The 14,289-nt window shown below is 69.8% G+C and carries 14 protein-coding genes and 1 tRNA gene; 4 read left to right on the forward strand and 11 right to left on the reverse strand.

Annotated elements, in window-relative coordinates; genetic code table 11:
* Positions 1-28: 28 nt before the first annotated feature.
* A tRNA-Arg gene (locus V8201_RS01600) sits at positions 29-105 on the reverse strand.
* A 58-nt stretch (positions 106-163) separates the two neighbouring features.
* Between V8201_RS01600 and V8201_RS01605 the strand changes: the two genes are divergently transcribed.
* Complete coding sequence (locus V8201_RS01605; RefSeq protein ID WP_336544306.1) at positions 164-904, forward strand: queuosine precursor transporter; 741 nt, start codon at positions 164-166, stop codon at positions 902-904.
* A 471-nt stretch (positions 905-1,375) separates the two neighbouring features.
* Here the strand turns inward: V8201_RS01605 and purQ are convergent, their stop codons facing one another.
* From purQ to V8201_RS01625, 4 genes are all read right to left on the reverse strand, one after another.
* The gene (purQ, locus tag V8201_RS01610) at positions 1,376-2,044 is read right to left on the reverse strand and encodes a phosphoribosylformylglycinamidine synthase subunit PurQ (protein WP_336544307.1); all 669 of its coding nucleotides are present in this window, start codon (positions 2,042-2,044) and stop codon (positions 1,376-1,378) included.
* 1 nt (position 2,045) lies between these two features.
* Positions 2,046-2,276: a phosphoribosylformylglycinamidine synthase subunit PurS gene (gene purS / locus V8201_RS01615; protein WP_037534118.1), complete on the reverse strand. Its 231-nt coding sequence runs from the start codon at positions 2,274-2,276 to the stop codon at positions 2,046-2,048.
* 17 nt (positions 2,277-2,293) lie between these two features.
* Positions 2,294-3,073, reverse strand: coding sequence for a phosphoribosylaminoimidazolesuccinocarboxamide synthase (gene purC, locus V8201_RS01620; protein ID WP_037534116.1), 780 nt, complete (start codon positions 3,071-3,073; stop codon positions 2,294-2,296).
* Positions 3,074-3,181: 108 nt separating this feature from the next.
* A complete protein-coding gene (locus V8201_RS01625) occupies positions 3,182-4,015 on the reverse strand; it encodes a hypothetical protein (RefSeq protein ID WP_336544308.1) in 834 nt (277 codons plus the stop codon).
* An 86-nt stretch (positions 4,016-4,101) separates the two neighbouring features.
* Between V8201_RS01625 and V8201_RS01630 the strand changes: the two genes are divergently transcribed.
* Entirely contained in the window at positions 4,102-4,860 is a 759-nt protein-coding gene (locus V8201_RS01630; protein WP_336544309.1) for a DUF2490 domain-containing protein, read from the forward strand.
* Positions 4,861-4,873: 13 nt separating this feature from the next.
* On the opposite strand, the gene kynU is transcribed toward V8201_RS01630, so the two are convergent.
* Both kynU and V8201_RS01640 read right to left on the reverse strand, forming a co-directional pair.
* On the reverse strand, positions 4,874-6,088 hold the full coding sequence (gene kynU, locus V8201_RS01635; protein ID WP_336544310.1) for a kynureninase: 1,215 nt from the start codon (positions 6,086-6,088) through the stop codon (positions 4,874-4,876).
* Positions 6,088-6,912: an alpha/beta hydrolase family protein gene (locus V8201_RS01640; protein ID WP_336544311.1), complete on the reverse strand. Its 825-nt coding sequence runs from the start codon at positions 6,910-6,912 to the stop codon at positions 6,088-6,090. The genes kynU and V8201_RS01640 overlap by 1 nt, the downstream gene beginning before the upstream one ends.
* A gap of 128 nt (positions 6,913-7,040) precedes the next feature.
* Here V8201_RS01640 and parC point away from each other — a divergent pair, with 128 nt between their 5' ends.
* Together parC and V8201_RS01650 are read left to right on the forward strand one after the other, a co-directional pair.
* On the forward strand, positions 7,041-9,308 hold the full coding sequence (gene parC / locus V8201_RS01645; protein ID WP_336544312.1) for a DNA topoisomerase IV subunit A: 2,268 nt from the start codon (positions 7,041-7,043) through the stop codon (positions 9,306-9,308).
* 92 nt (positions 9,309-9,400) lie between these two features.
* Entirely contained in the window at positions 9,401-11,086 is a 1,686-nt protein-coding gene (locus V8201_RS01650) for a putative bifunctional diguanylate cyclase/phosphodiesterase (RefSeq protein WP_037534107.1), read from the forward strand.
* On the opposite strand, the gene V8201_RS01655 is transcribed toward V8201_RS01650, so the two are convergent.
* The 4 genes from V8201_RS01655 to V8201_RS01670 form a co-directional block, all read right to left on the reverse strand.
* Positions 11,011-12,225 carry a CCA tRNA nucleotidyltransferase gene (locus tag V8201_RS01655; protein WP_336544313.1) on the reverse strand — a complete coding sequence of 405 codons (1,215 nt, stop codon included), beginning with the start codon at positions 12,223-12,225 and terminating at the stop codon, positions 11,011-11,013. The two genes, V8201_RS01650 and V8201_RS01655, sit on opposite strands and share 76 nt — an antisense overlap.
* A complete protein-coding gene (locus V8201_RS01660; protein WP_336544314.1) occupies positions 12,219-12,812 on the reverse strand; it encodes a CoA pyrophosphatase in 594 nt (197 codons plus the stop codon). The genes V8201_RS01655 and V8201_RS01660 overlap by 7 nt, the downstream gene beginning before the upstream one ends.
* Positions 12,809-13,366, reverse strand: a complete 558-nt coding sequence (locus V8201_RS01665; RefSeq protein WP_081793037.1) for a DUF1285 domain-containing protein — start codon at positions 13,364-13,366, stop codon at positions 12,809-12,811. The genes V8201_RS01660 and V8201_RS01665 overlap by 4 nt, the downstream gene beginning before the upstream one ends.
* A gap of 380 nt (positions 13,367-13,746) precedes the next feature.
* Positions 13,747-14,280: a GNAT family N-acetyltransferase gene (locus V8201_RS01670; protein WP_235199725.1), complete on the reverse strand. Its 534-nt coding sequence runs from the start codon at positions 14,278-14,280 to the stop codon at positions 13,747-13,749.
* Positions 14,281-14,289 lie beyond the last annotated feature (9 nt).

Raw genomic sequence — 14,289 nt, forward strand, 5'->3', positions numbered from 1 at the left:
CGCCGGTTATCGCGCTACGCCGGAGCCTTGGCGCGCCCGGCTGGATTCGAACCAGCGGCCACAAGCTTAGAAGGCTCGTGCTCTATCCATCTGAGCTACGGGCGCGCGCCGGCGTCCGATTAGCGCGCTTTGCGCGATACGGGAACCGCCATATAACGGCGCCATGGGCAGGTCGAGCGAAGCGGCGGTCGAGGCGGCGGCGGTGCGCGGGCAGGCGTTCCGCTATTATGATGTCGTCATGGCGGCGTTCGTCGCCATCCTGCTGCTGTCCAACGTCATCGGCGCGGGCAAGGTCGCGCAGATCGTGCTGCCGGGCATCGGGCCGTGGCCGTTCGGCGCGGGCATTCTGTTCTTTCCGGTCAGCTACGTGATCGGCGACGTGCTCACCGAAGTCTATGGCTATGCGCGGGCGCGGCGGGTGATCTGGGCGGGGACCGCCGCGGTGGTGTTCATGGCGCTGATGAGCTGGGTGGTCGTCGCGCTGCCGCCGGCGCCGAGCTGGGGCAATCAGGCCGCCTATGCGACGATCTTCGGCCAGGTGCCGCGCATCGTCCTCGCCAGCGTCTGCGCCTTCTGGGCGGGCGAATTCGTCAATTCATACGTCATGGCGCGGATGAAGGTGTGGAGCGGCGGCCGGCATCTGTGGATGCGGACGATCGGCTCGACGATCCTCGGCGAGGGCGTCGACAGCCTGATCTTCTACCCGCTCGCCTTTCTTGGCGCCGCCGGGTTCACGCCGGCGCTGGTGGTGACGGTGATGCTGACGCAATGGGCGCTCAAGGTGGCGTGGGAGGTGATCCTGACGCCGCTGACCTATGTCGTCGTCGGCGCGCTGAAACGCGCCGAGGGCGTCGATATCTATGACCGGGGGACGGACTTCACGCCGTTCCGCACCGGGGTGTGATCGCGCGGCGGTCCCGACATGGACAGTTTGGACACCTTGACGGAAACGATCGGGCCCTATCGTTTCGATTTCGGGGATGATGGATCGGGGGTGCGAAAGAGCCGGCGGCGGGTATAGCGGGTGCGGGGCGTGTAGGACAGCGTCGCGAGGTCGATAGCCCGGTGCCACGCCTTCGTTTGGCATGGCTCGCGCCAAGGCTTTGGACTGCGGAGATTTATTCGCGCAGAGGCGCAGAGGCGGTCACGCTTGCCACGCATGCGTGCGGTTCAACGGACCCGAGGATGACAGGACCACGATCGACCGACACGCGACCTCTCTGCGTCCTCCGCGCCTCTGCGCACAACCAATGAGATCGCGTCTACCGGTCGGGCCGTATCGTAAGCCTTTGCGCTCGCCGCCAAGTGGGCCCCGGAACCGGTCCCGGGTGGCGGGGCGCACGGGACAGGCGGGGGGCCACCACCGGCGGCGCGCTTATGCCCCGATCGTCTCGAGCACGCCTTCGAACAGGCGGCGGCCGTCGCTGCCGCCGTGCGCCGCCTCGATCTTGCGTTCCGGGTGCGGCATCATGCCGAGCACGTTGCCGGCGGCGTTGAGCACGCCGGCGATGTCGCGCGCCGAGCCGTTGACCGATTCGCCATAGCGGAAGGCGACGCGGCCTTCGCCTTCGAGCCGGTCGAGCGTCTCGGCGTCGGCGAAGTAATTGCCGTCGTGATGCGCGACGGGGACGCGGATCGTCTCGCCCGCGTCATAGCGGCTGGTGAAGGCGGTCTGCGCATTGGCGACGGTGAGCGCGACGTCGCGGCAGACGAAGTCGAGCCCGGCGTTGCGCATCAGCGCGCCGGGCAGCAGCCCCGTCTCGGTCAGCACCTGGAAGCCGTTGCACACGCCGAGCACCGGCAATCCGCGCCCCGCCTGTTCGACGATCGCGCGCATGATCGGCGAGCGCGCGGCGATCGCGCCCGAGCGCAGGTAATCGCCATAGGAGAAGCCGCCGGGCACCGCGACGAGGCCGATGCCGTCGGGCAGGTCGCTGTCGCCGTGCCAGACCATCGTCGGCGCGACGCCGGTGACGGTCTCCAGCGCCACCGCGAGGTCGCGGTCGCAATTGGAGCCGGGGAAGACGACGACCGCGGTTTTCATGTCAGACGCGCTCCACGCGATAGTTTTCGATCACGGTATTGGCGAGCAGCTGGCGGCACATGCCGTCGATCGCCGCATCGTCGGTCGCATCGGCGACCTCGAGCTCGAACATCTTGCCGGCGCGGACGTCCTCGACGCCTGCGAAGCCGAGGCTGCCGAGCGCATGATGGATGGCGCGGCCCTGGGGATCGAGCACGCCGGGCTTGAGCGTCACGAAGATACGCAGTTTCATCTTACTTTCCCCAGCCTTTACTTGCCACGCCGCTTGCGATGGCTGTCGAGGTCGAGCACTGCGCCGTCCTCGCCCTCGGGCAGCAGGCCGAGCCGGCGCGCGACCTCCTGATAGGCCTCCGCCTCGCCGCCGAGATCGCGGCGGAAGCGGTCCTTGTCCATCTTCTCGTTGGTGTCGATGTCCCACAGCCGGCAGCCGTCGGGGCTGATCTCGTCGGCGAGGATGATCCGGCCGAAGTCATTATCCCAGATGCGGCCGAATTCGAGCTTGAAGTCGACCAGGCGGATGCCGACGCCGGCGAACAGGCCGCTGAGGAAGTCGTTCACGCGGATCGCGAGGTCGGCGATGTCGTGCATCTCCTCCTGGCTCGCCCAGCCGAAGGCGGCGATATGCTCGTCGGTGATCATCGGATCGCCGAGCGCATCGTCCTTGTAATAATATTCGATGATCGTGCGGGGCAGCTTGACGCCCTCCTCGATCCCGAGCCGCTTCGACAGCGAGCCGGCGGCGACGTTGCGCACGACGACCTCGATCGGCACGATCTCGACCTGGCGGATCAGCTGCTCGCGCATGTTGAGCCGGCGGATGAAGTGCGTCGGTACCCCGATCGCGTCGAGCATCGTGAAGATATGCTCGCTGATCCGGTTGTTGAGCACGCCCTTGCCGTTGATCGTGCCCTTTTTCTGGGCGTTGAACGCGGTGGCGTCGTCCTTGAAATACTGGATCAGCGTGCCGGGCTCGGGGCCCTCGTACAGGATCTTGGCCTTGCCTTCGTAGATCTGGCGGCGCCGAGCCATGCGCGTGTCCCCTGAAATAGAGCAGCCCCGGCGGCGCGAGGGTTCGCGCGCCGGGGCCGGAATGGCGCGCCTATAAGGGACTGGGGGCGGAGGCGCAATCGGCAGGGATCATGCGGGTTCGTCGGTGCGCGCCCGCATCGTCGCGGCGATCCTGCGCCACAGCGGCGCGCCGAGCCAAAGCCACAGCCACGCGACGAGAGCGAGGGCGAGCAGAGGCGGTCCGATCATCGCCACCAGCCACGTCATAGCGGTGACGGTCGCCGTCGCGGATGCGATCGCGGTATCGCCGGAGTCGCGCAGGCTGTTGAGCAAGCCGCTGCCGCGCCCCGCCTCATAGTGGAATTCGACCGGGGTGGTGGCGATGCTCGCGGCGCTTTGTGTCTGCGTCGCGGCGGCGGTTCGCGCGGCTTGCGTCTCAGCGGCGCGCTGGCTCTGTAGCTCAGCGCGTTCGGCCGGCGGCAGGTCAGGGCGGGCGAGCTGCCGATCGATGCGGCTGAGCTCGACGGTCGCATCGTCCGACTGGCGCGTCGCTGCCGTTTGCAGGGGCGTGACATCGTCGCCACCGATATGCGCGCCGGTGAGCGTCGCGCCGGCCTTTTCGGCTGCCGTCACCGCCTCCCGCGAAAAGCGTCGCGCGATCGGGGCGGCGACGCGGACCGACAGGTCCGCCGACACCGTACCGGCGCGATCGACCGTATAGCCGAGCCCGGTGATCCGGCAGCGCCCCGACCCCAGCGCCTCGCAGGCGGCGGCATGTGCCTCCTGCACCGTCGCGATGCTGCGGGCCGGCAACGTCAGTCCGTAGGAATAGGTAAAGGCCAGTCCGGCGGTGGCGGCACCGTTGCCGACATCGGGGCCGCCGTCACCGCCGCCGCCCGGCGCCTTGCTGCATCCCGTCAGCGCGAGCGCGAGGATGCCGATCCCGGCGATTGCAAGACGCATGACGGTCCCCATCCCAATGGCCTTATATCCATCATCCAGATAGGAGATGCCGTCAAGCCAGGTCGTTGCAGACAAGAAACGATCGCATGACATCAGCCACTTGCCCCGGTATCGCCGGCCTCGTGGCCCGACTTTCCTACCTTATCGTCGCGACGCGACTCGTCGGCAGCCTATGCGTCGCATCACCCCTCTCCGGTTTCGCCAGCCCCGCATCCGCGCAGCAGCAGGACGTGCAGCTGTGGACGCAGATCAACACCAACGTGCCGCTCACCGACGACATGCGGGTGACGCTGGAGCAGATCGCACGGTTCAGCGACCGGCAGGACGGGCTGTATCAGACCGAGTTCGGCGCGCTGCTCGGCGTCAGGGCGGCGCGGGGGATCGAGTTCGGCGTCGGCTATCGCAAGGTCGGCGCGCATAACGGCAATACCAGCGCCGACGAGGATCGCATCCGCCAGCAGATCGTCGGCACGTTCGGCGCCATCGCCACCCGCTTCCGGGTCGACGAGCGGTTCAATCCGCGCGGATCGCAGATCGGCGTGAGGATCCGGCCGCTGGTCCGCTACAACCAGCGGCTGGGAACGGGTCGCTGGGCGGTGTTCGTCAGCCACGAAAGCTTTTACCTCCCGAACAGCACGCGCTGGGGGCAGCGCGCCGGCTATGAGCGGATGCGCAACATCCTCGGGCTGGTCGTGCCGATCGGTAAGATGATGACGGCGGATGTCGGCTATCTCAACCAGTTCCGGCCGGCGCGCGGCGGCGCGCGGGGGCAGATGGATCATGCGCTGACGCTGCAGCTGACGATCAATCTGCAAGGACAGATCTTCCCCCACCTCGACGATTGAGGCGGGCGCGGCGTCACGTCACCGCGTTGCGCGTCGCATAGGCGGGATCGCGCCACGCCTCGTCGGCGATGACCTCTTGCAGCAGTGCGCCGGCGCGCCAGACGTCCTCATGGCTGAGGTAGAGCGGCGTCAGTCCGAGCCGCAGGACGTCGGGGGCGCGGAAGTCGCCGATCACGCCGCGCGCGATCAGCGCCTGCGTCACCGCATAGGCGTGACGGTGGCGGAAGCTGATATGGCTGCCGCGCTGCGCCGGATCGGCGGGGCTGACGCAGGCGAGGCCGGCGGCGGCGCCCGCCTCGGCAAGGATCGCGAACAGCGCGGCGCTCTTGGCGGCGATCTGCGCCATGTCGATGTCGTTCCACAGGTCGAGCGCCGCCTCGAGGCTCGCCATCGCGAGGATCGACGGCGTGCCGACCAGCCAGCGGCGCATGCCCTCCGCCGGGCGATAGCCGTCGGTGAAGGCGAAGGGCTCGGCATGGCCCATCCAGCCGCTCACCGGATTGGCGAGCGCCGCCTGCCACTGGCGCGCGACGTAGAGGAAGGCCGGCGCACCGGGACCGCCGTTGAGATATTTATAGGTGCAGCCGACCGCGAGATCGGCCCCCGCCGCGGCGAGGTCGATCGGCACCGCGCCGACGCTGTGGCTGAGGTCCCACAGCATCAGCGCACCGGCGGCATGCGCGCGCGCGCTCCAGTCGGCGAGGTCGAAGCGCTCGGCGGTCTTGTAATGGACGTGGGTGAGCAGCAGCACGGCGGTGTCGTCGCCCAATGCCGCGGCGAGCCGGTCGCGCGCCACCACCTTGAGCGTCGCGCCCGGGACGCAGCCGACCGCGCCCTCGGCGATATGCAGGTCGGTGGGGAAATTGCCCGCTTCGCTGACGATGGTGCGCCGCGCCGGATCGTGGCGGAGCGCGGCGACGAGCGCCTTGAACAGATGCGTCGAGGTGGTGTCGCCGACGATCACCTCGTCCGCCGCTGCGCCGATCAGCGGCGCGATCTTGGCGCCGAGCCGCTGCGGCGCCTCGATCCAGCCCTCGTTCCAGCTGCGGATCAGCCGCTCGCCCCATTGCCGCGTCAGCGTATCGGCAAGCGCGGGCGTGACCGCGCGCGGCAGCACGCCGAGCGAGTTGCCGTCGAGGTAGATCACCCCCTCGGGCAAGGCGAACCGGTCGCGGAAGGCGGCGAGGGGATCGCTGCGGTCGAGGGCACGGGCATCGTCGCGGGTCATCAGCGGTCTCGTTCGACGGCGGCGACGACCAGCGCACGCGCGTGCGTCCAGGCGGCGGTGCCGGGGGTGATCAGTTCGACATGGCCGGTGTCGGCGACAGTGTGGAGCCGGGCGTCGTCGCCGGCCGCCTGCGCCTGCGCGACATAGGCCTCGCCGAGCCGGAGGGGGACGATCCGGTCCTCGCGGCCGTTGACCAGATGCTGCACCGCGTCGATCGGCAGCAGCGGCGGCAGCGAGGTATCGGCATAAGGCGAGGGCCGGCTCGGGTCGACGAGGCGGGCGATCACCTCGGTGCCGCAGCCATTGTCGGGGCTGGCGGCGACCGCGGCGAGATCGGGCAGGCCGCCGAGGCAGATCACCGTGCCGATCGCGAGCGGGGCCGGGCGGTGCAGCGGGCTGTCGGGGCTCAGCCGGTGGCGCGCGGCGAGCCACAAGGCGAGATGCCCGCCCGCGGAATGGCCGATGGCGACGCCGCCGCGGAGGTCGAGCGCGAAGGCGGCGGCCGCGTCGCGCAGCCGGTCGGCGGCGGCGGCGACGTCGCGGAAGGTGCCGGGATAGCCGCCGCCGGCACGATCGACGCCGCGATAGTCGATGTTCCACACCGCGATGCCGGCGGCGCGCAGGTCCGCCGCCGCCCAGTCCATCAACCGGCGATCGGCGATGCTCGTCTGCCAGCAGCCGCCATGCACCATCACCACCACCGGATGCGGCCCGTCCCCCGCCGGCCGCCACAGGTCGGCGACCTGCAAGGGGTCGTCGCCATAAGCGACCGTTGCATCGGGCGCCCCGCGCACGCGGCTGGTAAGATCGGGCCAGGTCAGCATGATGCGACGCTAGCCGAGGGGAAAGGCCGACGCCATCGCTACGCCGTCGGCACCGCCGATTGCGCCGATTGCGCCGCCCCGGCGCGCCCGTTGCCGTTTGCGCCCCCGCCCAGTAGAACGTTCCCGATATGGCCACCGACTTTCAGGAACCCCCGATCGGCATCCTCGACGCGCCGTTCGATACCGCGCTGTCCGATCGCTATCTCGTCTATGCGCTGTCGACGATCACCGCGCGCTCGCTGCCCGACGTGCGCGACGGGCTGAAGCCGGTGCACCGGCGGCTGCTGTGGGCGATGCGGCTGCTCAAGCTCGATCCCAATCAGGGCTATAAGAAGTGCGCGCGCGTCGTCGGCGACGTCATCGGCAAATATCATCCGCACGGCGACCAGTCGGTCTACGACGCGATGGTCCGGCTCGCGCAGACCTTCTCGCTGCGCTACCCGCTGGTCGACGGTCAGGGCAATTTCGGCAATATCGACGGCGATAACGCCGCCGCCTATCGCTATACCGAGGCGCGGCTGACGCAGGTCGCGATCGACCTGATGGACGGGCTCGACGAGGATGCCGTCGCCTATCGCCCGACCTATAACGGCGAGGAGCAGGAGCCCGAGCTGTTCCCCGGCCTGTTCCCCAACCTGCTCGCCAACGGCGCGGCGGGGATCGCGGTCGGCATGGCGACGAGCATCCCGCCGCACAATGCCGCCGAGCTGCTCGACGCGGCGATGATGCTGGTCGACAAGCCGGATGCGCCCGACGCCGCGGTGCTCGACTTCGTCAGGGGCCCCGACCTGCCGACCGGCGGGTTGATCGTCGATCCCGCCGCCGTGATCGCGGAAAGCTATGCGACGGGGCGTGGCGCGTTCCGTGTCCGCGCGCGCTGGGAGATCGAGCGCGAGAAGGGCGGCGGCTGGCATGCCGTCGTCACCGAAATCCCCTATGGCGTGCAGAAGGGCAAGCTGATCGAGCAGATCGCCGGCCTGATCAACGACAAGAAATTCCCGATCCTCGCCGACGTGCGCGACGAATCGGATGCCGAGATCCGCATCGTCCTCGAACCGCGCAGCCGCACCGTCGATGCGCAGGTGCTGATGGACGGGCTGTTCCGCTTCTCCGATCTCGAAACGCGGATCAGCCTCAACCTCAACGTGCTCGACAAGGACCGCACGCCGCGGGTGATGTCGCTCGGCGGCGCGCTCAAGGCGTGGGTCGAGCATCAATTCGTCGTGCTGGAGCGGCGCACCCGCCACCGGCTCGGCAAGATCGCCGACCGGATCGAGCTGCTCGACGGCTATCTGATCGCCTATCTCAACCTCGACCGGGTGATCGAGATCATCCGCACCGAGGATGAGCCCAAGGCGGTGATGATGGCGGAATTCCGCCTCACCGACCGGCAGGCGGAGGCGATCCTCAACATGCGGCTGCGCTCGTTGCGCCGGCTCGAGGAGTTCGAGATCCGCGGCGAACGCGACAAGCTCGACAAGGAACAGGCCGAATTGCAGGCGCTGCTCGCCGATCCCGCCAAGCAGAAGCGGCGGATGAAGCGCGACATGAAGAAGGTGCGCGACCGTTATGGCGCGGAGACGCCGCTCGGCGCGCGCCGCACGACGATTGAGGAAGCCGCGCCGACCCGCGACATCCCGCTGGAAGCGATGATCGAGCGCGAGCCGATCACCGTGATCCTGTCGCAGCGCGGCTGGATCCGCGCGATGAAGGGGCATGGTGACCTGTCCCCAAAAGAAGCAGGGGGGGCGGAGACGCTCAAGTTCAAGGAAGGCGACGGCCCCGCCTTCGCCTTTCACGCGCAGACCACCGACAAATTGCTCCTCGCCGCGGAGAACGGGCGTTTCTTCACGCTGGCGGCGGACAAATTGCCGGGCGGGCGCGGCTTCGGTGAGCCGGTGCGCGCGATGATCGACCTCGACGGCGCGATCGGCATCGTCGCCTTCCTCAACGCGCGTGCGCAGGAGCAATTGCTGATCGCCGCCACCGACGGCCGCGGCTTCCGCGTCGCGGTGTCCGAGGTGATCGCCGAGACGCGCAAGGGCAAGACGGTGATGACGCCGCGCCCCGGCGCCAAACTGCTCGTCGTCCGTCCGGTCGCGCCGGAGGCCGATTATGTCGCGGCGATCGGCGACAACCGCAAATTGCTCGTCTTCCCGATCGCCGAGCTGCCGGTGATGACGCGCGGCACCGGCGTGCAGCTGCAACGCTTCCGCGAAGGCCATCTGTCGGACGCGACCACCTTCGTCTTCGCCGAGGGACTGAGCTGGCCGATGGGCGGCGGCTCGGGCCGCACCCGCACCGAGACCGACCTGTCGCTGTGGCGCACCGCGCGCGGCGCGGCGGGGCGCACGCCGCCGACCGGCTTCCCGCGGGACAACCGCTTCGGGGGGTAATTTATCGCTCGCCGGTGCGTGTGGCCGCGATTCCACCCAAGATGAACGTATACTTTCAGGCGGCTTTAACGAACGGCGTCTACAAAGAAGGCATGGCCACCGCTTCGCCAGACCTGTCAGCCATACCGCGCGATGCGGCGGAGCTGTTCGAGCGCGATCTCGAGCTGATCCCGATCCCGACGGTGCAGGTCGGGCGCGAGGGGGGCGGCTTCACCTTTCTGGCGATCAATCGCGCCTATCGGCTCGCCGGGCTGGGGGTGATCGCCGACCGGTCGCCGATGCTCGCGCTGCTCGGCAGCCGCATCGATGCCTTCCTGCGGTCGAGCGACCTGCGCAGCGATTTCGACTGGTCGATCGGGCAGGTGATCGATTCGCGTTATTATCGCGTCACGCTCGCGCGTCCGACCGCCGCGCTGCGCGACCGCTGTCAGATCGCCTTCATCGACCTGACCGCGCAGGTCCATACCGAACGCTCGCTGCGCCGCGAGATGACCACCGACAGCCTGACCGGCCTGCCCAACCGGGAAGGCTTCAGCGACATGATCGAGGCGGTGCAGGCGGAGCGCAGCGGCCATGCGGTGCTGGTCATCGACCTCGATCGCTTCGGCCAGCTCAACGCCTGTCTCGGCGGGCTCGCCGGCGACGAATTGCTGATCACCGTCGCGCGGCGGATCAAGGGCGCGCTGCGCGCCTGCGATTCGCTCGCCCGGATCGGCGGCGACGAATTCGGCATCCTGATGGCGGTCGACAACGACCGGGACGAGGCCAACCGCCTCGCCGAGCGCATCCGCCGCGCGCTGGCGGCGCCGTTCCGGCTGAGCGACTATGAGATCGGCGTCGAATGTTCGATCGGCATCGCTTATGGCGACGATGCGATCGACGATGTCGAGGAGCTGATCCGCAACGCGCAATTCGCGGTCAAGGGCGCCAAGACCGGGCGGCAGGTCGAAAGCTATCAGACGCAGGCCTTCACGCTGGCGCGCGAGCGGTTCGCGATGGAGACGGCGCTGCGCCGCGCGATCGACGACCGCCAGCTGCGGCTCGCCTTCCAGCCGATCTGCGATCTCGCCACCGGTGCGATCGTCTCGTTCGAGGCGCTGGCGCGCTGGCGCGATCCGCAGGGTGTCGAGCATCAGCCGAGCGACTTCATCCCGGTCGCGGAGGAATCGGGGCTGATCGTCCCGCTCGGCCGCTGGGCGATGGACGAGGCGGCGCGGACGCTGCGCTGGTGGGACGAGGAATGCGGCGGCAATTGCGGGATGCGCGTCGCGGTCAATCTGTCGGCGATCCAGCTCCAGCGCGACGACATCACCCCGGTGGTCGAGGCGGCGCTGATCCGCCATGCGCTGAGCGGCGACCGCTTCGTGCTCGAACTGACCGAAAGCGCGATCGTCACCGATCCCGATCGTATCGCCGGCATCATGCACGGGCTGAAGGCGCTCGGCACGACGCTGGCGATGGACGATTTCGGCACCGGCTATTCCAACCTCGCCTATCTCCAGAAGCTGCCGATCGACATCCTCAAGATCGACCGCAGCTTCGTCTCCGGCATGCTCGCCGACCGCGACAAGATCGCGATCGTGCGCGCGGTGCTCAGCCTCGCGCAGGCGCTCGGCATGCGCACCACGGCGGAAGGCGTCGAGAGCAACGAACTGGCGCAGACGCTCGCCGCGCTCGGCTGCACCTTCGGCCAGGGCTATCTTTATGCGCGACCGCTCGAGGCGTCCGACGCGCTGCGCATGATCGTCGCGGCGCGCACCGCCTCGTCGGCGAGCTGAGCGACGCGCGCGGCGTCGGGGAAGCCCTCGGCGATCCAGCGCGTCTCGATCTGGCGCAGCACCGCCGCGACCTCCGGCCCCTTGCGTAGGCCGCGCTCGACCAGCGCGCCGCCGCCGATCGGCAGGGCCGGCGGCGTCCAGTCGCGCAGCGGCGCGACGTCGGCGCCGGCGATCAGCAGCCGGTCCTCGGCGCTCGCGAAACCGACGCGATAGGCGAGCGCGCGCGCGCCCTCGTCGCCCGGACCTTGCGTCGCCGCGATCAGCCGCTTGCGATCGGCATTCGACAGCTTGAGCCGCGCGCCGACCGCCTCCGCCGCAGCCGGCGGGATCAGCGTCGCGAGCCGACGGATCGGATCGGGCGCGACACCCGCCGCCGCCTCGCGCGCGGCGAGGTCGGCCAGTGCGCGCGCGTCGGTGATCTCGGGCAGCACCGCGCGCCAGATGCCGCGCTCGATCATCAGCGCGATCACCGCCACCGCATGGCGGGCGACGAGCAGCTTGAGCAATTCGGCGGCGATCCGCTCGCGCGACAGCGCCATCAGGTCGTTGGCGCGGGCGGTGCAGGCGTCGAGCCCGGCGGCGTCGATCTGCGTCTGGTCGGCGTCGCCGAAACGCGCGTGAAAGCGGAAGAAGCGCAGGATGCGCAGGTGATCCTCGGCGATGCGGCGATAGGGATCGCCGATGAACCGGACCCGCCCGGCGGCGAGATCGGCAAGCCCGTCGAAATAATCGACCACCGCGCCGGTCGCCGGATCGGCATAGAGCGCGTTGATCGTGAAATCGCGCCGCGCCGCATCGTCCTGCCAGACGTCGGTGAAGGCGACGACGGCGTGGCGGCCATCGGTGGCGACGTCGTGGCGCAGCGTCGTCACCTCGATCGGTCCGCCCGGCAGCACCGCGGTGACGGTGCCGTGGGCAAGGCCGGTCGGCACCGCGCGGATCGCCGCCGCCTCGAGCCGCGCCAGCACCTCGTCTGGCAGCAACTGGGTCGCCAGGTCGATGTCCGCCGGGTCGAGCCCGAGCAACGTATCGCGCACCACGCCGCCGACCAGCCGCGTCCGCTCCGGCCCTCCGAGCGCGGCGATCAGAGCGGCGAAGCCCTCGCGTGCGGCGATGGCGTCGAGCGCCAGCGTCACCATGCGAGCTGCCGCGACAGATTGACGATCATCGCGGCGGTCGCGCCCCAGATGCGTCGGTCCTGCCAGTGGATCTCATAGTAATGCCGCGTCTGCCCACGCCATTGTGCGCTCGCCGCGAGCTGGTTGGCGGGATCGAGCAGATGGTCGAGCGGTACCTCGAACACGCTGGCGACCTCCGCCTCGCTCGGCACCAGCGGCAGATCGGCGGGCACGGCGGCGAGCACCGGCGTGACGGCATAGCCGGTGATGGTGCGATAGGCGGCGACCGGACCGATCACGGCGACCGCGGCGCGGGGCAGCGCGATCTCCTCCTCCGCCTCGCGCAGCGCTGCGGCGACCGCATCCTCGCCGGGGTCGAGCCGCCCGCCGGGAAAGGCGATCTGACCGGCATGATGGCGTAGCGTCTCGGTACGCTGGGTCAGCAGCACGCCCGGCCGATCGCGATCGGTCACCGCGATCAGCACCGCGGCGGGGGTGAGATCGGCGGGCGGACGGGCGTCGAGTTCGCGGTCGTCGCCGGTGAGCAGCGACGCGTCGCCACCGCGCCCGGCCTGCCAGGCGCGTGCGAGCCGCTCGGCGAGCGTCATGCGGCGGCCAGCGGGAAGAAGGCGCCGGTGCTCCACACGCCGGGCTGTGCGTCGTCACCGGCGAGCGCGCGCTCGGCCAGCTCGTAATAGACCGGCCGTGCGACCAGCGCCTCAAGACCGCCGCGGACGTGGAGATAGGGGCGGGGGCCGTCCTCACCCTCGACGAAGCGCAGCGGGTGCGCGGCATCGGCGGTGACGAGATCGCCGGTGTTGAGCCGGAAGGCGAGCCGCGCGTCGCGTCCGTCGCCCTCCGCCTTCATCTCGACCGCGACGAACGGCGCGTCCTCGACCGCGATGCTGAGCTTCTCGGCGGGTGTGACGAGGACATAGCCGCCGTCGGGCTCGCGGCGCAGGATGGTCGAGAACAGGCGGACCATCGCGCTGCGGCCGATCGGCGCACCCTGATGATACCAGCTTCCGTCGCGCGCGATGCGCATCTCGCTGTCGCCGCAATGCGCGGGCTGCCATTGCTCGACTGGCGGCAGGCGGCGCTGTTCGGCCAGGGTCGCGATCTCGGCAAGGCTGAGACCGGCGAGATCGGGAAGCTCCTCCATCGGCATCGCGGCGAGGTAGGGACTCGGGCGGCGTGCGTAAAGGCTGGCGGTCGCCGGGACGATGGCGCGCTAAGCCGCGAAGCCGCGAAGAGGGTGCGTCCGCCGCGGTAGCGGCTCTTCATGTCGAGTCGAATCAGGGCGCGGCGCCCGTCCGCAGGCAAGACCCCTTGGCGCCTTTGCGTCTTCGCGTGAACGGCCCACCGGGCGAGCGCCGGTGCAGCTCCGTCGAAAAGGAGGGTTCACGCGGAGGCGCGGAGAGGGGGGCATTCTGACGCAACGCTGCACCGCCTCTCCGGCGTCGGCGGATGACAGGGCCACGCCTGCCCATGCGCGTCATCTCCGCGCCTCCGCGCCTCCGCGCGAACCCTACTACTGCGCCGCTATCGCGGCCCGAGCACCCCCGCCACCGCCGGCACGCCCGTGCCGCGCGAGAGCAGGCGGTGGCGTTCGACCGGGCCGGGCAGGCGCCAGTCGGCGGTGCGGCTGGCGTCGAAGCCGAAGAAGCGGCCGTAATATTCGGGATCGCCGATCAGCATCAGCCGGTCGTCGAGCCCCGCCGCCGCCGCCGCATCGAGCGCGTGCGTCATCAGCAGCCGGCCGATGCCGTCGCGCTGGTGCGCCGGCGCGACCGCGACCGGCCCGATCATCACCAGCGGATGGGCGACGCCGTCGTCGCCGTGCAGCGCCACCGGCCAGCATTGGATCGAGCCGATCAGCCCGTCTCCGGCAACGGCGGCGAGGCTGAGCGCGGCGATCGGCTGCCCCGCGCCGCGCACCTTGTACGCGGTGCGGCGATGACGGTCCGGGCCGAAGGCGGCATCGAGCAGCGCCTCGATCGCTGCGCCGGGCACGTCGGCGAGCGGAACGAAGGCGAGCGAGGGCAGGGCAGGCGAAAGGGACGCGGACTCGGTCACGGGGTCCTC

Source organism: Sphingomonas kyungheensis (assembly GCF_037120395.1).
GTDB lineage: Bacteria > Pseudomonadota > Alphaproteobacteria > Sphingomonadales > Sphingomonadaceae > Sphingomonas > Sphingomonas kyungheensis.